Below are 23,147 nucleotides of genomic sequence, written 5' to 3' on the forward strand. Positions count from 1 at the left end.
GATTATTTAAGTAAGACAAAAGCTCCATTTTGTTCGATTTTTTTACCAAAAAACGTACTTGCGCTTAATTTGTAATAATAATTTCCGTTTTCTGCAGGGATATTGTTTATGGTTCCGTTCCATCCCGCTAAATTGTCACCTTCTTCAAAGAAAATCAAATTTCCCCAACTGTCATAAATACTTAATTGTAACGATTTCAAACCTTCGAATGCTGGTGCAAAATTATCATTAATAGTGTCGTTGTTAGCTGTAAATCCATTGGGTACAATCAATTTATATCCTTTTGTTATGTTTAAATTTAATGTAAACGTACTAACGCAACCCAATTCGTAGGTTACTGTAAGAGTTACATCATAATTTCCCTCTGTCATATAAATATGTGTTGGGTTTTCTTCATTTGAAAAAGTACCATCACCAAAATTCCAAATGTAACTTATAGGAGTTCCAGTGGATAAATTTGTAAATTGTATAGGGTCTTCGATAGCATAATAACCTAGAGCTGTATATCCAAAAGCATTTTGTGTGAATAATGAAGTTCCTATTTCAGGATTTGAAATGGTATAGCTTGCCGAGTTTGAACACGAATATCCATCAATCACAGTTACCGAAATTAATCCATTCTGAGTTGTTGTCATGAATTGGTTAAACTGTCCAGATGGAGTTCCGTTGCTCCAATTTATTTGATATGGAGGTACACCTCCACTTACAATTGCTTCAAAATCATTGTAGACTTCTCCATTATCACAATTTACTCTTTGTACTCGTGTTAAATTTACTAAAAGTGGTTGCGGTCTAAATACATTGTATTGTCCTACAACACTACAGCCTCGTGAGTCTGTTACTATGACAGAATAATTTCCACTAGTTATGTTAATAAGATCTTCTGTTGTTGCTCCGTTAGACCAATTAAAGCGATAAGGAGGTGTTCCACCTGAAGGTATTAAATTAATACTTCCGGAGTTGCTTGATGAGCAATTTAAATCATTTTGAACTATGCCATCTATTATTAGGATTTGTGGTGCGGTAATTGCAAATGTTCTTTGTATTGTACATCCCATTCCATCTGTTATAATAGCGGTATAAATACCTTCAGATAAATTATTTCTAACTAATCCTGCGGTGCTTCCATCATTCCAAGTTACTGTAATAGGTGCTTGACCCCCAATTAATCCTAAATCTATACTTCCATTGGTTTGTCCAAAACAACTAATTTGATTCACAACAGGTTGTAACATAAACACAGGGAGGTCGTTGATAATTGTTTGTACAATTTTAACACACCCTTTAGCATCTGTAACTATTGCTGTATAAGTTCCTGCTCCTAAGTTATTTAATTGAGTACCTGTTGCAAAGTTACTCCAATTGATATTATAAGGAGGTGTTCCCCCGATAATTGATAGTGTTATACTGGCATCATTTGAACCAAAACAACTTATCTGAGTAGCAGTTGTAGTTGCTATTAATTCAGTAGGTTCAGAAATGACTAAATTAGAAATGGTTTTAGTATTTCCATTAGCATCAATGATTTGAATATCATAAATTCCCGCAATTAACCCATTAAAAGTAGGAGTTAAACTGAACGAATTTGTAATGGTTTGAATTACGTTTCCATTGTTATTGATTATAAATGTGTAAGGAGGTACAGATTCTTGAGTAATTGAAATTCCTAAAGTGCCTGTTGCAGTTCCAAAGCAATCTACATTTGTTAGTGCACTATTGTTATTAATTGCCAGTAATTCATCTGGTTGGTTTAAACTAAAGTTTAAAATTATGGGTGGACATATGCCATCATTAATTGTAACCATATAGTCTCCTGCAATTAAATTATATGCATCTTCAGTAACAGCTACATAGCCATTAGGTCCCGTCCAATTGTAATTATAACTACCGGAACCTCCAAATATCTCTAATTCAATAAATCCATTGTTGCCACCAAATCCACTAATATTATATCCATTATAATTTGAAATAGTACTAGAAGCCGAGAACGATGGATTTACTGTTATCTCATAAGTACTTATAGGACCTGTACAAGAAGATCCTAAATTATCAAATATAGCATATGATTCATACGTTATGGTTAATGGTAAATTTGTATTATTTTGTAAAGTTTGGTTTGGTATATTTCCTGCACCACTACTTAATGCACCTGAGATACCTGTTGGTATTATTGCATTCCAAGTGTAGGTATAATTACCTGGAATTGTTGAATTCAATTCTACAGGCAATGAAGTACTGCCATTACATAAAGTTTGATTAGGGATGTTAAATAAAACATCTGGTTTTGGTAAGACTGTAAAATTAAGTGTAAAATTATTTCCTAAACAACCATTAGTTTCTGGTGTAACTGTGTACGTTATGGTTTGAGGTGTTGCACTTGTGTTAATTAATGTTTGATTTATTTCACTGCCAGAGCCATTACTTGCTCCTAAAATATTTGAGTTAGGAGTTATAACCCAATTGTAATTTGTATTCGGTGGTACTATAATAGTAGCGTTTGGAACACCATTAGTGGGTGAGTAGCTATATGTTTGTTCACTACAAAGTAAAATATCATCATCGATTAAATTTGGTTTTGGATTTACAGTTATAGTGTAATAATAAGCTAATCCTTGACACGCATTTAAGTCATTAGTGCTTGCATAAGCTTCATAGGTAATGGTAATAGGAAGGTTTGTTAAATTTACTAAGTTTTGAATAGGAATGCTATTTGTTCCGGATGTTATTACCCCTTCAATACCTGCAGGTTGTGTTGCAGTCCAAGAAAAATTTATATTTGATGATGAACTAGATAAAAGCACTTCTGATGTATTTTCTTGTGAGCAAATGGTTTGATTTGGTAATGAAAACAGGATTTCAGGACTTGGATTAACCGTAATGTTAAATGGAATGCTATTTCCTATGCAACTTATGCCGTTATAAGTGAAAGTTGGTGTGACTGTTATAGTTGCTGTAATTGGGTTTTGAGTTGGATTTAAGGCTGTAAAAGCATTTATATCTCCAGTTCCATTTGTCGATAGGCCAATAGATGGTGTATTGTTCGTCCATTCATAAGTAGTAATTCCTAGCGTATTTAATGTTGAAAATTCAATGATATTAGTGTTTGTTCCATTACAAACTATCTGGTTTATTGGTTGATTTACTTGTGCTAATGGATTAACAGTAATAGTAAAAGTTTCACTATTTCCATTGCAACTGATTCCACTATTAGTAAAAAATGGTGTTACTGTAATCGTTGCTACTATAGGTTCAGATGTGGTATTAGTAGCAATAAAACTTGGTATGTCACCACTACCATTTGAAGGTAAACCAATATTGGGATTGTCATTAGTCCATTGATACGTTGTAATTCCTGTTAAATTATTTGTTGTAAATTGAATTGGAGTAGTTGACGAATTTTGGCAAACTGTACTATCTGCAATAGGGTTAACTTGAGCAGTTGGATTTATCGTGATTCTAATTTCTTCCGTGTTTCCATTACAACTTATTCCGTTATAGGTATAGGTTGGTGTAACGCTAATAGTTGCAGTTATAGGACTATTCGTGTTATTAATTGCAACAAAACTTGGAATATCGCCACTGCCATTAGCACTTAAACCTATGTTTGGATTGTCATTAGTCCAGTTAAATACGGTGTTTCCAATAGTTGTATTTGTTGAAAATTGTATCGTATTTGTGTTATCACCATTACAGAGTAATTGATCGCTTATTGGGTTAATTTGGATGGTAGGGTTAACCGTAATAGTAAAAGTTTCACTACTACCATTACATGAAATTCCATTGTTTGTAAAAATAGGTGTAACTGTAATGTTTGCTATAAGTGGGGCTATAGTATTGTTTGTAGTTGTAAAATTGATATCTCCATTTCCTGTTGCTGCAAGTCCAATTGCGGGATTGTCATTAGTCCATTCAAATGTATTGGTGCCACCTAGGTTTGTTGTTGTAAAAATTATTGGGGTAATTGCTACATTATTACAATAAGTTACATCTGAAATTACTTCAACTTGTGCAGTTGGATTCACAGTTATTGTAAAGTTTATACTGTCTCCAATACAGCTTATTCCATTATTGGTATATGTTGGTGTTACAGTAATAGTCGCTACTATTGGGCTATTTGTAGTATTGATTACTGTAAATGGTGCTATAGTTCCAGTTCCACTTGACGCCAATCCAATAGTAGAATTGTTATTTGTCCATTCATAAGTTGTACTACCATCTACATTTACAGTTGAAAACTCAATTAAAGCTGAGGTGTCTCCATTACAAAACGTTTGATTGTTAATGCTATTTACTTGTGCTTTTGGGTTTACCGTAATAGAAAACGTGATAGGATTTCCATCACAAAATGAAGTACTTACATTGTTAACAGGGGTTACTGTTATAGTGCTTGTAATTGCACTATTTGATGCGTTGTTTGGTGTAAAATTAATATCTCCGGTGCCAGTAGCAGGTAAACCAATGTTAGTATCAGAATTTGTCCAAGTAAAAACATTTGCATTGTTTCCTGTAAAGGTGATAGGCGTTATTGCTATATTATCACAACTAAAAATGTCTACTATAGGATTTACAGTTGGTGTTGGTAATACTGTTATTGTTGTTGTGTCTATTACAGCATCACAAGGTCCTGGCGGATCATTTGTTGTTAAAGTTAATAGTATATCTCCAATATATCCAGTAGGTGGTGTGTAAGTACTATTTATGTTATTGATATCTGAAAATAAACCTCCAACTGAATCGCTCCAAGTAGCATTAGCAGCTGCCCCACCAAATGCGCCATTTAATAGTATACTTGAATTTTCACATAATGGTTCATAGCTTCCTGTATTTGCTGTTGCTTCTGTGTTAAATACGGTGCTAAAAGATGCTGTAATAATAGTACAAGGTGCTGTAGGAGCATCAGAAGTTAAAGTAAATGTAATGGTTCCGATGAAGTCAGTTGGTGGAACATACATAGGGTTTAAATCGTTTGCATTTGGGATAAATGTTCCTCCTGATTCAGATGCGGTCCAAAATCCTGTTGTTGCGCCACCAGTAATTGTTCCGTTTAATTGTAAAGTTGTATTTACGCAGGTTGCAGCAGTTCCTACAGCTGTTACATTTACTTTCGGATTTACTGTAATACTACTGCTGTATGAATTACTACCGCACTCATTTGAAATGGTTAATGTGTAATAATATACACCAGGTGTATCGAATGTGACAATTGGTGCAGGGTCGTTGTTACTTGAAATACTGGTTGGTGGGTTTAACCCAAAGTCCCATACATAACTCACCGGATTTGTTGCGTAACAATTAAAAACGGTGGGGTTTAAAGTGATTGTTTCGCCTTCACAAATGGTTTCTGGACTCAAAGAAGTTACAGGCTTGCCTGCAATTGTTATTGTTTCTGTTTTTGTGTTTGTAGTGCACAAGGCTCCAGCAGTTGGTATAGCTAAAGATGCGGCTAATGAAATTTCGTAAATTCCTGGTGAATTTAAAGTGATTTCTGGTGTTGGATCTGTAGCGGTTCCATTTGAAAATAGCCAGCCATTGGAATCAAAGCTAGGGCAATTATCCGGATTACTTGGTGTAATGGTCCAATTGTAATTTATTGCATTACCACATCCTGGGACACTTGAATTGTTAGTTGTATTAAGTATAACAGGTGCACAATTTGAGTTAGTCGCAAAACTGAAATCTGAAGTAACTCTTGGTGTTACACAAATTGTTTGAGAAGTTGTACTTATTCCACATAAATTAGAGCCTGTGTAAAAGTCAATAGTGTAATTTCCTGGTAATAAAAAAGTAACGTTAAGAACATTTGATGCTATGGGCAACCATGCACCTGGATTGTTTGGTTGATTATTATTGTAACCAAAATTATTTGGACAAGAAATGTAAGGATTAGCAATTAAAAGTCCTCCACTACTTGTTGCTATTAAACCAGAGGGTCCAGTTATGGTCCAATATTTTCTGTAGGTTTGAGTACAGGTGTAGGTTGGTGGGCCACCAATATTATAACCACCTTGAGTACTATCGCTAATAGCAACAGTAGTTCCTTCACAAACTATATTTTGACTTGGGGTTCTGGTAAAGTTGGCAATAGGAGCTGATTGAATATTAATTGGTCCTACAGCATTCGTACTATTCCCACAGGGATTATTTACGGTAATTGATGCTTGATAGGAATTTGGGTATACCGTACTGTTGATGTTGGATGTAGTTCCGCATGAGCTATCTAAAAACTGATGTGTTATAGTTGCTGGTGGCGGGTGATTAAACGTTACTGGAGGTGTTCCATCATTTACTTGAAAGGTATAAGTGGTGCCAGGTGTGTTTTGTGCCCCAATTAATAAATCATAAGTTACACTTCCTGGGTTACATAATGTGGGGATGCCAACTGCACTAATGGTAGCTGTGGGTATGGCTCCTACATATAGATTGTAAGTTCTTGTACTACTACAGGCATTGTCTAGTAGTACCGTATAGGTTAAATTATAATTTCCAGCAGCAGCATAAAAATGGAAAGTGTCCGATAAATTAGTACCTGTAAAAGTATCAGAAGTTCCGTCACCCCAATCAAACACATGTTGGGTGTTGTTGTTGGTTTGGGTTGATTGCGTTGTAAATGAAAACAATCCTCCCGAAATATTAGCATCGTTACTACAGTATGTAAAGTAACTTTGACTATTGAAAGTTGTTACGGTCCAGAAATTACCATCTATAAGTTGTACTACCGGTGTACTTGGTAGCGTATTTAGTACCACTATATTTATACTATAAGTGTCAGTATTGTCAATTGTTAATGTAGCAGTAAAATTACCTGCAGTGGTATACGTTATTGTATGAGGTCCACTAGTGTTAGCTGTTGTTGTGTTTCCGCCGGGAAAAGACCAATTGTAAATGGTTGCCCCATTTGTGTTAGTAGAATTATCCGTAAATGTTATGCTTTGCGTGCTGCAAATGGTCACTGTACCATTAATAGCTGCAGGATTTGTAGTAAATGAAGCATTATAGGTAGCACTATATCCTACCATTGAAAACAGTAAGAAGATTAAAATACTAACGTATTTATAGCTTTTTTCTTGGGGCATACCTATAGTTGTTTTTTTAGAAATTACTAAAAGTATTGGCTAGGGAGGCAAAACTTTTCTAAAATTATAAAAAAAAATCGCTACAAAACAAGTTGTAGCGATTTTTGTTGAATAGAATTTTAATTGAGTTGATTTTCTTTTTTTCTCAAAACGTATATCGATAATAAAAGACCTGATATAAATAATGGTATTAAGATACCATCAATTGGAGCGTTTGGTGCATCAGCAGCGTCTCCACCACCTTCATCTCCAAAACCAGGATCAAACTCGTCTTGAGCTATTGCTGCTGTAGATAGTATAAGAAAAAACAATAAACAGATTTTTTTCAGCATATTTATAATAATTATTTTATTAATATTGATTTTGAAGATTGTAACACATTCTGATTGTCATATATGTTTAAGAAATAAATACCTTGATTCAATTTTTGACTAAATGATATGTTTGTTAATTGATTATCAAATGTTATTTTATTTGTTTCAACAATTTGTCCTAAATAATTATAAATTCTGTATTCATATATTTCTGAACTTGGTTGTTGGGTAGAAATATGAATACCTTGTTCAAATGTTGTTGGATTTGGATATATTACAAAATTATTTTCTTGGCTAAACGTTGAATTACTTAATGTATTTTGGAAAATAATTTTAAATCTATTTCCTGAACTCAATGCATCAGCAGTAACAACAAAATCATATTCAAAAACACTACCGTCTACAGAAAAAGGTGTTATAGTATTCAGAAATAAATCTTGTAATAAAGCTTGTCCAGTATAACTAAAATCTTCAGTAAAAATTTTCAATTTATAGTTTGAATTTACAGTAGTTTGTGTTAATCTAAGCATTAAAAAATCATTATCTTGAATTGGAGCTCTATGCTCTGAAGATAAAGAACGTGTATCAGTGTAGAATGCTAAAGTTTCACTTGGATTGCTGATTTTAGGGACATCGTTTGTGTCATATGCATTATTTCCTCCAGAATAAAACCCTGCTACAACAGCATCTTTTTTGTTCCAAATATTGTTTTCTTCTTTGTGTAAAGTTACTCTTAGTCGCTCTGAAGAGACTGTGTTTGCAACTCTACTGAAAACAGCATTAGAATTAGTGGTAGCTTTATGGGTTTCCTTTATTGTTAACGTAGATGTTTCAGATATTGCTTTTACAAAGAAAGCTTCACCTGATTGCATTATGGTACTTTGGTTAGCCGGATTAGAGTTCGATCCAGGATTTCTTGTAGTTGTATAGTCACTGTATCCATTAACATCATCCCAAGTTACATAAGCTCCATATGATCCAAATGTTGGGTCGATAAACCATATTTTTTTTCCAATTCCACTGTTTGAGCCATCATTTAGAATTGTTTTAAAGTCTATTGGGCTTGCATATGGATTACCTACGATAAAATAAGTGGTTGATGGAACGTTAGAATAGACAACATTTCCAGTGATTAAATTCCCTGTAGCTTTTAAGGTTGTTGTTGCTTGTGGAGTGTTAGGGTTTACATCTCCATCACCATCAGTAGCTTGTCCATAAGGGTGTGTTGCAAAAAGTAAAAAAGCTTTGTTTAATGAACTTGTAAATAGGGTTTCCGTAAAAGTATTAGTAATACTAGTCCATGTACCTGTAGAGTTATTAAATCGTCTTAAATTATGGCTAGAATTATTAATAAGTTGTAGTCCATTGCTAGTTGGGTTACCATTAGGTCCCCAGATATCTGTTCCAAAACCACTTATTGAAGTGCCATTGTTTTGCCAATTATAAAAAACAGTATTGTTAGTTGAGCCTTTTAAGGGTGCAGTTACCAATCTCCATTTTCTACCTTGATTTGTTAAAAAGCGTTCAACATTGACGTTGCCATTAATCGTTGGATTAGAGGTTAATGAAGCTACTCTAGCGGTGTTTGTTATGTTTGAAACAAGAGTAATTATACCCCCTGTGTTAAAAGTGACTGCAGCAGGTACATCGAAAAGAGTTCTAACTCGAACATCACCACTTCCTGTTAGGTTTGTAGTAGTGTTTACAATAAGTTGATTTGGATAACAAACTGTGTTAATCTGAACCCCATTTGTTGAACTTAATGTTAATTTCTCTAATTGTGTTGTAGTGTCTAATAATTCATTTCCAGCAACAATTAAACTAGAATTTTGAGCGTAAGTTAAATTGTATATACCACCTGAGATTAATGTTGGTTTGTCTTTGGTTGCGCCTCCACTTCTAATTATACTAGTGTTTGTGTTTAAAGTATACACTCCTATTAATAGTCCTTTTATTAAATATAGACTACCACCCGTATTAATGTTAAAACCATTGCTGTAAACGTCGTATTCTGAATTGATTTTGATATCTCTATAATTGGTGTTAAAAACAGTTAAGTTAGCACTACTTGGTCTGTATTCAACAGTACATCCGTTGAAATTTGGCATTAACTGAGATAATTGCGTCCCCCCTAATGGGTTTAATACTAAAGGTTCTGAATTTCTTAATATTAGGGTACCTTGTCTTACTCCAAGATTGCTATTGTATCCAGTGCTACTACCATTGGTTTCCTGAGTCATAATCATTTGTCCATTAATGGTAATGGTACCAGAATCATGTCTGAAGGTAGCTTTATTGTTGTTGGAGTTCTCTACATTGGTGTAAAGGTTTACATTTCCTAAGATTTCAAAATTAGTAGTGGATCTAACCGCTAAAGTAGTGTTTCTTGCAGAAGTAACGGCAATATCATTTCCAATAGTAAGAGAACCCGCACTTACAGAACCAGGACCTGTTAATACAGTAACGCGGTTGTAAGAGTTATTGGCCTTGATAAAAAAATCACCCACAATCGTCAATAGCATATTGGCATTAATAGTAATGTTAGAGGCGCCAGTGGTAGAAATTGTTCTGGATAATCCTGTAGTGTTATTAGCATCAGGGTCAGTGGTTAATGAAGCACAAGTAGCATTTACATTTACCGTAACGGTATGCGCTTTAATAATTACAGCATCATCTGCGTCGGGGATTCCATCTGCGTCTGTACCAGAAGTCAATGTCCAAGAGGAAGCTGAGTTCCAATTTCCACCATTACTAGTGAAAACGGCCTGTGAGAGCATTAAATGGGAAATGAATAAGAAAAATACAGGAATTAGTTTGTGTACTATTTTCATAAAATTATTTCTGTTGTTGTTAAAATACTTGCAAATATAAGGATATATTTTAAAAAAAAATAATTCTAACTTCAAATAAACTTTTATACATTTGATAAAAATAAATGTAATGAAAAGTAAAGTAATTATTTTATTAACAATGCTTTGCGCTTCTTTGTTGGGTGTTGCTCAAGATGTTTCTCAAGAAATTGTCATAGATACCAATGCATTACCCTATTTACAAAAAGCCGAGTTTTCTGTGTTAGGATTTGGGGCTAACTATGAATTTCCTATTTCTAAAGTTTTGTCTTTAGATTCGGAGCTCGGTTTTTCTTCTGGTGCTCATATTCCTAACGATGAAGTAAAATTTCAAAAAAGTGTATTCAATCCTAGTCTTTACGTCAAAACGGAGTTGAAATATTATTACAATCGCTATGTTCGAGTAGCGAAAAAATTACCCACACGCAATGGAGAAGGAAGTTATTTTGCTATTCAGAATAAATTTTTAACACAGCGTTTGTTTGATTCTAAATCTCCTTTAAGTGCTATTATGATGTATGAGGTGCATTGGGGGATTCAAAGAAATGTGTATAAAAATTTCTTATTTAATTTTCATATAGGTTTAGGCCATTCCTATGATTTTACAACTACAGGTTCTGCCTTTTACACTGCTGTCGGTTTAAAAGCTTCTTATATTTTGTCAAGTAAAAAAATCACACGTAGTTCGTTTGATAAGTTTTGGTGATGGTTGTTGGGTGTTGGGTTATTGATAATGGATTATGAATATTTGGTAATGGGTGATGGGTTATGGGTGATGGGTGATGGGTGATGGGTGATGGGTTAAGAAAAAGTTCTTTTTTGTTTAATTTTATATAAGTTGTTAACTATATAAAAAAAAATATTAATTTTGCTAACTATAAAAAAATAATATCATTCTTATGAATTTGTTAAAAAAGTATTTTGTTTTTTCATCTCTTCTTGTATTTTCGCTTGGTATAGCACAGGAACAAAAAGATTCAGAAACTAGACCTGAAAAAAAAGAAGCTGTTGAAACAACTGATTCTGAAAAAAGAGATTCTGTTTACATTCCAAATAAGGTAATTAACAAGACAGTTTCTGATACGGTGCATCCTAAAGATCGTGAAAAAAACTACAATCGTTGGTCAGTCAACTTGAATGTGGGTACTAATATAGGTATTCGTCCTTTTACGGATGGCTATTACGCTACTACTCCTAATTATTTTACCAAACCGGAGTTCAATCATTTTGATTTGAATGTTCGTAGAATGTTCAATACCAAGTTTGGGGTAATGTGGGATTTTGGTTATGATAGTTTTACTGCTGATTCGGGAAGTCCTGATTTTAGTAACAATATGTATCGTACCAGTTTTCAAGGGGTGATGAATATTCATCGTGCCTTTAATTGGGAAGAATTTACGGAAACTTTTGGTTTGCAAATACATTTAGGTCCCGGTTTTTCGTTTTTAGAAGGACCAGGTACTTCTACTTTTAACAATTATGATAATTTATTCAGTTTTTTGGCGGGAGCTACAGCACTGATTAAAGTTTCCGATCGTTTAGCTTTTAATTTAGATTATACGATGACAACTAATTATACGCATCATTTGGCTTTAGATGGTATGTCGCAAGTAGATCCAAGTTTAAGTAGAACCGGTTTGGTACATTCAACAACTTTAGGGTTGACTTTGTATTTAGGGAAAAAAGAACGTCATGCAGACTGGTATTGGGAGAACTTAAATGTTAAAGATGAATATAAAGATTTATTGGCTCGTGTTGAAGAATTAGAAATTATGATGAATGATACCGATAGAGATGGAGTGCCAGATTATTTAGATGCAGAAAATAATACTATAGGAGGTGTTGCGGTTGACACTAAAGGTAGAGCTGTAGATATCAATAATAATGGTGTTCCAGATGAACTTGAGACTTATATCAATAATAAATATGGTGATTTACAAACTATTAATAACTTAGCAACTGGAGAGTATTCTAGTGCTCAAATGAAACAAATGATTAATGGTCAGTATGTAAATGTGTTCTTTGATTTTGATGATACTACCATTACTACAGGAACTATATCTGCTATTAATTTCTTGATTAAATATCTTAATGCAAATCCTGATGCTAAAGCTGAAGTTATTGGATATGCAGATGAAATGGGGGATGCAAATTATAATTTAGCTCTTTCAAGAAAAAGAGCACAGCGTGTTATGGAGATGTTGGTTCGTTCTGGAATTGATCCTAATCGTTTGAAATTAGTGGTTAAAGGCGAAGATAATTCAGTGCCTAAGAACTCTAAGTTAGCGAGACAGCTTGTTAGAAGAGTTGCCTTTAAAGTAGATTAATCTTTTTAGATTTATATTAAAATAACTTTTATTTATCAAACACCTGCAAAATGTTTTGCGGGTGTTTTTTTGTTTATGTTAGTCAACTCTAATTGTCTTTTATTCATTAATTTAATTGGATATTTATGGGTAATTTAAAAAAAGAGGTCATTTTTTAATATCTTTGATTTTAAATCAAAAGTTAATGCTATGTATAATAAGTGGTTAAGTATTTGTGTGTCTTTTTTTTTGTTTCAATTTCTTTGGCACAAAGTAATTCGAGATATAAGAAACTTTATGATGAGTTTGTAAAAGTCCAATTTTCTCAGCCTGAATTGTCTAGGCAATATTTGGATTCAATTTTAGTATTATCTAAAATGCCTGATAATCTAGTTTCAAAGGCTTATAATAATTATGGGTAATGTTACATTAATTGGACTGCCTACAACAAGTATCGCTAGTGCGCAATGTGGATCTACAGTTCTTTTCACAGATGCTATTTATGCTACTGCGGTAACGAATGCTACGGGTAATAAATTTAATGTATATGATGTAACAGGAACAACGTTATTTGATTCAATTGAGAGTGCTACAGCTTCCTTTAGTTTTTCACAATTAACGGGTTATGCATTTGATACAACATATCAAGTTAGAGTGCAAGTGATAAGAGGAACTGAATATGGAGCAGAAGGAGCACCATGTACAATAACGGTAATCAAAGAAAAGCCAACACAGCCAACACGAGTTGTATCAAATAATGGAGTGACAAAAACAAGTATTATATCGGAATTCAAGGCGTATCCAAATCCATTTACTACCACATTTAGTATTACACCAATAGAAGGAGAAACGGCAACGTTATTCTATCAAGTGTATGATGTAACCGGAAAAATGATTGAAAGTAGCGCAATAGCAGCAAATGAAATCGCCCAACACACGATAGGAGATAACTATTCAGTGGGTATGTATTTGGTAATTGTTCGTCAAGGGGCTAACACACAAACGTTTAAAATGATTAAACAATAGCATAGTAGATTAAAGTTTATAGTTGATTAAGGAAAAACCGTTTCAAAGCAATTTGAAGCGGTTTTTTTGTTAATTTTATTATAAAAGTTGTAAGTTTGTTTTATTATAGGTAGTTAAAAAAATAAATAAAATTATATTATTAATTTATGTGTGGAATTGTAGGATATATAGGCAAAAGAGATGCTTATTCTGTAATTATTAAAGGATTACACCGTTTAGAGTATAGAGGTTATGATAGTGCAGGTATCGTCTTATATGATGGTAACAAATTAAAATTATCTAAAACTAAAGGTAAGGTATCTGATTTAGAAGCAAAAGCGCAAGAAGAAAATACAACAATTGGTAAAATAGGTATGGGGCATACGCGTTGGGCTACTCATGGTGTGCCTAATGATGTTAATTCGCATCCTCATTTTTCAAACTCTGGAAAATTAGTAATTATTCATAATGGAATTATTGAAAATTACGAACCTTTAAAACAAGAATTAATCAAAAGAGGTTATACTTTTAAATCGGATACAGATACTGAAGTATTGGTTAACTTGATTGAAGAAGTTAAGAAAAAAGAAAATTGTAAGTTAGGTCATGCAGTTCAAATTGCATTAAACCAAGTTATTGGTGCTTATGCAATTGCGGTAATTGATGTTGAAAAACCTGATGAAATTATAGTAGCACGTTTAGGAAGTCCACTAGCAATTGGAATTGGAGAAGAAGAATTTTTTATTGCTTCTGATGCAACACCTTTTATCGAGTATACGTCAAATGCTATATATTTAGAAGATGAAGAAATGGCAATTGTGCGTTTACACAAACCATTAAAAGTTAGAAAAATTAAAGACGATTCTTTGGTTGACCCTTATATTCAAGAGCTCCAATTAAATTTAGAGCAAATTGAAAAAGGGGGTTACGATCATTTTATGATGAAAGAAATCTATGAGCAACCAAGTGTAATCAAAGATACTTATAGAGGAAGACTTTTGGCTAATAAAGGTATAGTACAAATGTCGGGTGTAGAAGATAATTTGGAAAAATTCTTAAATGCTAAACGAATTCTTATTGTTGCTTGTGGAACTTCATGGCATGCTGGATTAGTAGCAGAATATATTATCGAAGAATTTTCAAGAATTCCAGTTGAAGTAGAATATGCTTCAGAATTCCGATATAGAAATCCTATTATCAATAAAGATGATGTAGTAATTGCAATTTCTCAGTCAGGTGAAACGGCAGATACTTTGGCAGCAATTAAATTAGCTAAAGAAAACGGAGCTTTTGTATTTGGAGTTTGTAATGTGGTAGGTTCTTCCATTTCTCGTGAAACGCATGCAGGTGCTTATACTCACGCTGGACCAGAAATTGGAGTGGCATCTACAAAAGCATTTACTACGCAAATTACAATCCTTACTTTATTAGCACTTCGTTTGGCTAAAGCTAAAGATACTTTAAGTAATTCTGATTACCAACGTTATTTGTTGGAATTAGAATTAATGCCTGAAAAAGTTGAAGAAGCATTATTAACAAATGATATTGCTAAAAAAATTGCCGAAATTTATAAAGACGCAACCAATTGTTTGTACTTAGGAAGAGGTTATAACTTCCCAGTAGCTTTAGAAGGCGCATTAAAATTAAAAGAAATTTCATATATCCACGCAGAAGGGTATCCAGCAGCAGAAATGAAGCACGGGCCAATTGCTTTAATTGATGAATCTATGCCAGTAATTGTAATTGCTCCAAACAAAGGACATTACGATAAAGTGGTAAGTAATATTCAAGAAATAAAATCAAGAAGTGGAAAAATTATTGCGGTAGTAACTAAAGGAGATACGCAAGTAAAAGCTTTAGCAGATCACGTTATTGAAATTCCAGAAACTAACGAACCATTTACACCATTATTAACTACAATTCCGTTACAATTATTATCGTATCATATTGCAGTTTTAAGAGGTTGTAATGTTGATCAACCAAGAAATTTGGCAAAATCAGTTACTGTTGAATAATTTTTTTATAAAGAAATCAAAAAAATATTAGAATTTTAAAATCATAATTTCCTATAAAAGAAATGTATAATGTAAGTAATTGCTGGATTTATTTAATTTCTTGAATTTTGATTATTTTTGTTACGTTTGTTTCTAAATTGTTATAATAAGTAAGGGATATTAAATCCCTTTACTTGTTTTAATCTTCAACATTTTCGGGTTGGTATTCAGGAACTAGATTTTTAATAATAGATAGGGTTTCTTTTCTAGATTTTTTTTGGAATTCTTCCAGCGCATTCATAATGTCATTATTGCTAAATTTTCTTTCTTCCGTCTCTTTAGCAATTACAATTTTAGGATGATACGTAGGTAAGGTTTCTGAACACTCTGTAAGAACTTCTTCGTATAATTTTTCACCAGGGCGTAAACCTGTAAATTTAATTTCGATGTCTTTTCCGGGTAATTTTCCAGCTAAACGAATCATTTTTTCAGCTAGATCTACAATTTTAATGGATTTACCCATGTCAAATACGTAAATATTGCCACCGCTTCCCATAGCACCAGCTTCTAATACAAGTTTGCATGCTTCTGGAATGGTCATAAAAAATCGATTTACTTCTGGATGAGTAACGGTAATGGGGCCTCCTTGGGCAATTTGTTCTTTGAAAAGATGCACCACCGATCCATTAGATCCTAATACATTACCGAATCTTGTGATCATGACTTCCATGTTTTTTGTTTTTTGATCATGATAAATATTTTGGGCTAACATTTCTGCAATCCGTTTACTAGAACCCATAATATTAGTTGGGTTAACAGCTTTGTCAGTAGATACAAAAATAAATTTTTTAGCACCATGTTTTTGGGCTAATTCTAAACAATTTAATGTGCCATGAACATTAACTTTTATAGCTTGTTTGTAATTTTTTTCAAGTACTGGAACGTGTTTGTAGGCTGCAGCATGAAAAACTATTTCAGGTTTGTAAGTTTCAAAAATGCAAGCAATTTCTTTTTTATTGGTAACATCAATTAATTCGAAGTAACATTTACAATCGGAAATGTATTTGTCAAAGTGTAATTGAATTCCGTGTAAAGGAGTTTCGCCTTGATCTACTATGATTAATTTTTTAGGATTGAAAACAGCTAGTTGTTTAGCTAATTCAGAGCCAATAGAACCAGCTCCACCTGTTACTAAAATAGTTTTATTACTGTATTGTTCAATTACTTTCGGATTATTGATATCAATCTTCTCTCTGAATAATAACTCTTCTAAATTGTATTCTCTTAAATTAGTTTGTTGGGCTGGATTTGTTTTTTGTAACAACTCGGGTTTAAATACTTTAATTCCGTTTTGAATACAGTCTTCTAGTAATTTTTTTTCTTCATTTTCCTCCAAATAGCCCTTGGGTAAAATAAGGTTTTTAATTTTTTTGAATCGTAAAAACGTAATAATATTAGGAAAGCCAGTAGCAACGGTTATTCCGGAAACTTTTTTGCCATGTAAAGAGTTGTTTTGATCAAAAAAACAAACCAGATTGTATTTGCTAGATAGCGAATTTAAAGGTTCAATTAATGCAATATTTTGACTGTTCACCCCCACAATTGCAATATTTTCTTTTTCAGAATCTGGAAACTCATATCTATGTAAATAATGAAAAAAAGTTTTTACAATGATACGAAATCCTATAAGAGCGAAGAATCCAAAAAAAGTTCCATTAATTAAAATAGAATAAATAAAAATATTTTTCCCATAAAAATTTCGGCTAACTTCATTAATAACGACTAATATTATAGTAGAAAGAAAAACAGCTTTAAAAATTTTTACAATATCTCGCAAAGAAGAGTATCTTAATATCCCTTTATGAGTTTTAAAAATGAAAAAGGAAAGTAAATAAACGGAAAGTAATGTGAGGTAACGCTCTAGCGCAGTTGCATCGGTAATTAAGTTAACTCCAAGATTACGGTATACTAAATAACTCAGTGCTGCAATGATAGTAATAATACAAAAGTCAAAAAGTAAAATTAGCCAAGAGGGAAGAATGTTAATGCTTTTTAAAAAGAGGTGTATTGCTTGTATTTTTTTTTTCATTGGGTTGTTGGTTTATGTAAGCAAATATACTTAGAATAAAATGATTTTCAAATCGTTTTTTTGGCTTTAATTAATATTTTTCGGGTAGTATAACAAAATTTTGAACAAAAAAAATCCTACAATTTTTTTAAACGTTTCAGGAATAAATAGAAACGTATATTGGTAGATAATAGTAAATTGATTTTGTTATATATAAGATTGAAGTTAAAAAAAATTAGTAACTCAAAATAATTTTACACATACAGTATTAAATTAATTTAGCATGTTTTAGTTAAATTTTTTTATTAACTTTTCTTTTAGAATATAAAATGAGTACTTTTGTTACCTAGTTTTTATTTATGTTGCAAAATATTATTACTTCTCGAACACGATTAAGGCTTTTGGTGAAATTTTTTATCAATGTGGCCAATACGGGTTATTTAAGAGGTTTAGCAAATGAAATGAATGAAAATACGAATGCTATTCGTAAAGAGTTAAATCATCTAAGTGATTCGGGATTTATTATTAGAGAAGAGCTTGATTCTAAGATTATTTACAGGGCAAATGCGGCTCATCCGTTTTTTGGAATTTTACAACAAATGATTCGAAAATATGTAGGTATTGATGATATAGTGGAACGGATTTTTATGAGAACTGGCGATGTTTCCAAGATTTTTTTAATTGGGGATTATGCTAAAGGATTGGATACTGGTTTAATAGAAATTGTAGTTGTGGGGGATAATTTGGACCAAGAATATTTAAATCAAATTGCCTCAAAAGTTTCAAAAGAAATCGAAAAAAAAGTTGTTTTGTCAGTTTCAAGATCTTCAGTTACGAATGGTTTGTTGATTTTTGAAGCCTAAATGAATTTTTTACTGTATAAAACATAATTTTGAGTACTATTACTAAGTTGTAAGTTTTGGTTGTTGGTATTGATTTTGATTTTTATAATAAATTTTCGATATACGTTGTCATTATTAATCTAAAAGGTATTTAAATAGTAGTGAATTGGTTTGCCCTTTATACAAAACCTCGAAATGAGAAAAAAGTAGCCGAGCAATTGGAAAAACTAGGGATAGAAGTGTATTGCCCCTTAGTAGCTGTAGTAAAGCAGTGGAGCGATAGAAAAAAAACAATCCAACAACCGCTTTTCAATTCCTATGTTTTTGTACGATTAGAAGAAAAAGAACGCGATAAAGTATTTCAGGTGCCAGGGGTGGTAAGGTATCTTTTTTGGTTAGGTAAACCCGCTATTGTGCGTGATGACGAGGTTAAAAACATTCAAGAACTCTTATTAGAAAGTTATAAAGAAGTCGTGGTCACAGGATTAGTACCCGGTAGCAAAGTAACTTTAGACGAAGGGGTTTTTAAAGGCCAAACGGCAACCTATATTGAAAAAAAAGGGAACAAAACAATTTTGGTTTTGGATAGTTTAGGAATGACCTTGATATTGGAGCGATAGGGATGATGAGTGATGGGTGATGGGTGATAAGTGATGGGTTATGGGTTATGGGTTATGGGTTATGGGTTATGGGTGTGGTTTTACTATTATAAAAACAACAAACAATTAACAACAAACAATAAACAACAAACAAATAATATGAGTACTATACTAATAACAGGCGGCGCTGGGTTTATAGGATCCAATTTATGTGAATACTTTTTAGGGAAAGGGCATCAAATCGTATGTCTAGATAATTTCGCAACAGGTCATAGACATAATATTACCCCATTTCTTGAGAATGCTAATTTTAGATTAATAGAAGGAGATATACGCGATATAGGCGTTTGTCATACTGCGGTTACAGGAGTAGATTATGTTTTGCATCAAGCTGCATTAGGCTCTGTGCCACGTTCTATAAAAGATCCTATCACTTCCAATGAAGTAAATGTTTCGGGCTTTCTAAATATGTTAGTGGCGGCTAGAGATGCTGGAGTGAAAAGATTTATTTATGCAGCAAGTTCTTCTACCTATGGAGATTCTGAAAGTTTACCAAAAGTAGAAGATAAAATAGGGAAACCTCTTTCGCCGTATGCCATTACAAAATATGTAAATGAACTATACGCGGAAATTTTTAGCAAAACATACGGTATTGAAACCATCGGTTTGAGGTACTTTAATGTATTTGGAAGAAGACAAGATCCTAATGGTGCCTATGCAGCGGTTATTCCATTATTTGTAAAACAATTAATGAAAAAAGAATCTCCAGTAATCAATGGAGCGGGAGATTATTCTAGAGACTTCACGTATGTAGATAATGTGGTACAGATGAACGAACGAGCAATGTTAACCACCAATCCTAAAGCGGTAAATACAGTGTATAATACAGCAGTAGGAGATCGAACTACTTTGAATGATTTAGTGAAATATTTAAAAGAATACTTAAGTAAATATGATGCTGAAATCGGTGAGGTAGAGGTTGTTCATGGTCCTAACAGGCAGGGAGATATTCCGCATTCTTTGGCTTCGGTAGAAAAAGCAAAAGAGTTATTAGGGTATCAACCAACTCACAATATCAGTCAAGGTTTAAAAGAGGCGGTAGAATGGTACTGGGAAAATTTAAAATAAAAATGGGCTTTATGGCCCTTTTTTTATGAAGATATCTCTGCTCTCTGCTCTCGCATCTCGCATCAACAAATCCACAACTAAAGAATACTGAAATTTTTCTTTCCCCTCCCTTCCTTCGACTGCGCTCAGGATGAAAATCGAGACAATGAATTTCTAAAGATTGCTAAGCATTTTAAATTTTAAAATTTATTTCAATTTCTCCCATCTGTGTTCCAAAAACCTGAAACTTGAAACCTGAAACAAAAAAAACACCCCACTATCACTAGCAGGGCGTTTGTAAATCGCATGTACGAACACTAATCAAAACTAAGATTAACCCACGGTTACAGCACCTAAGTATAAACTAGTGGCATATAAAGCATCGTTAGAAGAAACAAATGTTGCCCATACTTGTACTTCCAATCCGCTTAAGAAGTTGGGCAATTCAAGAGTAGCGCTTCCACTACTTCTACTCCCTGCATTCAAACTGTACACCGTAGCTTTAGAAGTAGGTTCATAAACCACTACTACAAGCTTATCGGTTGCCATTGCCTCACCTTGTCCGCTGTTGTCGGTCCAACTAAAATTTAAGTTTTGCCCGGTTCCAGCGATAACAGCTCCATTGTTAATCCCTAGCAAGTCGCCTTTACTAATTAAGACTTTAGTGTAATCCCACTCATAATTAGGATCCGTAAACACAATAGCCTCTTTCATTAAATACGACATTGCTTGATTGCGTCGTGTTTTCAAACCAGCATTACTACCAAAATAGCGTTTAATTACAGGTTGAACCCCGCCAAGAAATTCGGTAGTCATGGCAAACTTACTGCGCTGCTGTTGCTGATACGTTGTTGCCAAACGATTACTCTTTTTAGGTAAACTACGCATTACCTCTTTACCTCGCCATGTAGCGCCCACCACCGGACCTACTTTTCCTGAAAATGCACCTAAGATGCCCTTATTGTATGTACCCATACTCTTTTAAATATTAAATTATTAAAACTATTTTTTTGTTTTTGATGCGCGCTATCAAAGAACGAGTACAAATATAAAGTAAGACTTTTTATAAACAAAGCTAACTTACTAACTTGCAATTAATTAACATTATTTAAAAGTATTTGATACGTTTTGCTAGTGTATGCCATCTTATGCCCTTCTTTGCCACCTTTTGACGGGTTTTGACGTCTTTTGACGTCTTTTGATAGGAATTGCTAGTCAATGATAGCTCGGGTGTGATTTTAAGGGGGTTTTGTTCGTAGTTTGTTCGAACGTTGTTCGAACGCGCTTCGTAAAAACAGCTGTTTCTTCGAACAAATTAGAAATAAGATAAGAAGGAAAATAAAAAAAAGGAACGATAATCCAATATAAAACGATACATTTTCATTAGTTCTCGATACATTTTGTATTTGTAAATCTATGGCTTTACCAACACAAAACACTCAAATTGACGCTGGTGGAATTATGAATTTTAAGATGCTAACCTGAAACAACCAGTACCAGAAAAAAGCTCTTGAAACAATACAACCCTACCTCGTCTCTTCGAATGATTTTTAAAAGTGAAATGCTATTTTTTGCTTTTGAAAATTGTATCGAGAATTGTAGAAACGATACATTTTCATTAGTTCTCGATACATTTTGTATTTGTAAATCTATGGCTTTACCAACACAAAACACTCGAATTGACGCTAGTGGAATTATGAATAAAAGACGCATGAAAGTAGCTTATAAACATTAGCAACGAGATAACACAACCGTCATTTCGAGTGATTTTAAAAAGGAAAAATGCTAGTTTTTGCTTTTGAAAATTGTATCGAGAACTATAGAAAGCAAATAAAATAAGCACTATAGAAAGGAAAGAATGTAAAATATTTTACACGTATGAATTGAAGAAAGGAGTTCTAATTGCTATTAGAAAAAAAGCTTGGGGAAGCAAGAATACGAAAACTTAAAGCAAATGCTTGTTTTCTAATTTCTCCATAAGAGATTTTGTAAAGAAAGCTTTTGGATACAAAAAGCGTCCTCCTAGTTTAGTAAAAGGAATTTTCTTTTCTTTACGGTAACGCAACAAAGTAGAATCGCTAATGTTAAACAATTTTAGAACATCTGCATTATCGTACCAAATATCATTATTGGCTTGCTCTTTTAATTGTAAAACTGCTTTAGTTAATTGCTCTACTTGGGTTTGTAAAATTTCAACTTCTGATCGCACAGGCATGTAGGGTTATAATTGTTAAACGACTATTTTTCTTTTACTTATAATTTTGTTTTGACTTTTAACAAAAGTGCTAAAAAATGTTATCTAAACAAAGATAACTTGAAAAAAAATAGAATGAAGTTTTCAACAGCTAGCGGCTAAATTTTCTTTTGTAAAAAATATTTTTTTAAAAAAAATTGAAAAGTGAATGTAAATACAAGTAAAACAGAATATTAGAACTATAACAAAAACTCTATTTTTACTAAACGTAAACTAAACGTATACTAAACGTAAAGTACTGATATGGTGAATATTGCACTCAATTGTTAATAACTACTTTTTGTTTTGATTAAGAAAAGAGCATAACTGTGTAATAAAAAAGGGCTAGAGCAAGAACAAGGGCAAGTTCAATTTCAAAAATCAAGCTCGGGATGACAATCGAGTCAAAACATTTTTAAAGATTTCTAACCAATTCAATTTTAAAGATGACTTCAATTTCTTCAATCGGTATTACAAAGCAAAAATCAAGTACAACTTCAAAAATCAAGTACAAAAAGAGATACCTAACAGCATGACAAACTATGCCTGTATTCTATTGTGAACTATGAAAAGTGTAACGCCTAAAAATCAAAAAAAGAAAATCTATTGTGTCTATTTGGTTAAAAAAAATCCGTCACCATCTGCTAAATCATCGTCATCCGCTTTCTTAAACAAGTGCATCGCCTCAGTATAACGCTCTCAACACAATCAACAACAAAAGAAACTCGGTGAAGCTCGGTGTGAAACTTAACCACAA

At 33.0% G+C, this 23,147-nt stretch carries 13 protein-coding genes; 7 read left to right on the plus strand and 6 right to left on the minus strand.

Features of this window, described 5'->3' with window-relative positions:
* Window positions 1-2 precede the first annotated feature (2 nt).
* From B4I81_RS03690 to B4I81_RS03700, 3 genes are all read right to left on the minus strand, one after another.
* Entirely contained in the window at window positions 3-7,073 is a 7,071-nt protein-coding gene (locus tag B4I81_RS03690) for a PKD domain-containing protein (RefSeq protein ID WP_291107728.1), read from the minus strand.
* A 119-nt stretch (window positions 7,074-7,192) separates the two neighbouring features.
* Complete coding sequence (locus B4I81_RS03695) at window positions 7,193-7,405, minus strand: hypothetical protein (RefSeq protein WP_291107731.1); 213 nt, start codon at window positions 7,403-7,405, stop codon at window positions 7,193-7,195.
* An 11-nt stretch (window positions 7,406-7,416) separates the two neighbouring features.
* Window positions 7,417-10,218 carry a T9SS type A sorting domain-containing protein gene (locus tag B4I81_RS03700; RefSeq protein ID WP_291107734.1) on the minus strand — a complete coding sequence of 934 codons (2,802 nt, stop codon included), beginning with the start codon at window positions 10,216-10,218 and terminating at the stop codon, window positions 7,417-7,419.
* Window positions 10,219-10,327: 109 nt separating this feature from the next.
* Between B4I81_RS03700 and B4I81_RS03705 the strand changes: the two genes are divergently transcribed.
* From B4I81_RS03705 to glmS, 4 genes are all read left to right on the plus strand, one after another.
* Window positions 10,328-10,942, plus strand: a complete 615-nt coding sequence (locus B4I81_RS03705; protein ID WP_291107737.1) for a hypothetical protein — start codon at window positions 10,328-10,330, stop codon at window positions 10,940-10,942.
* Window positions 10,943-11,135: 193 nt separating this feature from the next.
* The gene (locus tag B4I81_RS03710) at window positions 11,136-12,563 is read left to right on the plus strand and encodes an OmpA family protein (protein WP_291107740.1); all 1,428 of its coding nucleotides are present in this window, start codon (window positions 11,136-11,138) and stop codon (window positions 12,561-12,563) included.
* 393 nt (window positions 12,564-12,956) lie between these two features.
* Window positions 12,957-13,568 (plus strand): T9SS type A sorting domain-containing protein, encoded by a 612-nt coding sequence (locus tag B4I81_RS03715; protein WP_291107743.1) that lies wholly within the window; start codon window positions 12,957-12,959, stop codon window positions 13,566-13,568.
* Window positions 13,569-13,714: 146 nt separating this feature from the next.
* Window positions 13,715-15,562, plus strand: coding sequence for a glutamine--fructose-6-phosphate transaminase (isomerizing) (glmS, locus tag B4I81_RS03720; RefSeq protein WP_291107746.1), 1,848 nt, complete (start codon window positions 13,715-13,717; stop codon window positions 15,560-15,562).
* Window positions 15,563-15,740: 178 nt separating this feature from the next.
* Here glmS and B4I81_RS03725 read toward each other — a convergent pair whose 3' ends face one another.
* Complete coding sequence (locus B4I81_RS03725) at window positions 15,741-17,630, minus strand: nucleoside-diphosphate sugar epimerase/dehydratase (RefSeq protein ID WP_291107749.1); 1,890 nt, start codon at window positions 17,628-17,630, stop codon at window positions 15,741-15,743.
* Window positions 17,631-17,968: 338 nt separating this feature from the next.
* Here B4I81_RS03725 and B4I81_RS03730 point away from each other — a divergent pair, with 338 nt between their 5' ends.
* The 3 genes from B4I81_RS03730 (at window position 17,969) to B4I81_RS03740 (ending at window position 20,178) form a co-directional block, all read left to right on the plus strand.
* Window positions 17,969-18,472, plus strand: a complete 504-nt coding sequence (locus B4I81_RS03730) for an ArsR family transcriptional regulator (RefSeq protein ID WP_291107752.1) — start codon at window positions 17,969-17,971, stop codon at window positions 18,470-18,472.
* Window positions 18,473-18,612: 140 nt separating this feature from the next.
* Window positions 18,613-19,071, plus strand: a complete 459-nt coding sequence (locus tag B4I81_RS03735; protein ID WP_291107755.1) for a UpxY family transcription antiterminator — start codon at window positions 18,613-18,615, stop codon at window positions 19,069-19,071.
* A 138-nt stretch (window positions 19,072-19,209) separates the two neighbouring features.
* Window positions 19,210-20,178: an SDR family oxidoreductase gene (locus B4I81_RS03740; protein ID WP_291107758.1), complete on the plus strand. Its 969-nt coding sequence runs from the start codon at window positions 19,210-19,212 to the stop codon at window positions 20,176-20,178.
* Window positions 20,179-20,490: 312 nt separating this feature from the next.
* Here the strand turns inward: B4I81_RS03740 and B4I81_RS03745 are convergent, their stop codons facing one another.
* Window positions 20,491-21,132, minus strand: coding sequence for a DUF6266 family protein (locus B4I81_RS03745; protein WP_291107761.1), 642 nt, complete (start codon window positions 21,130-21,132; stop codon window positions 20,491-20,493).
* Between the two features lie 970 nt (window positions 21,133-22,102).
* Complete coding sequence (locus B4I81_RS03750) at window positions 22,103-22,372, minus strand: helix-turn-helix domain-containing protein (protein WP_250581358.1); 270 nt, start codon at window positions 22,370-22,372, stop codon at window positions 22,103-22,105.
* Window positions 22,373-23,147 lie beyond the last annotated feature (775 nt).

The sequence above is a fragment of the Flavobacterium sp. UBA6195 genome, from assembly GCF_002422095.1.
Taxonomy (GTDB): Bacteria; Bacteroidota; Bacteroidia; order Flavobacteriales; family Flavobacteriaceae; genus Flavobacterium.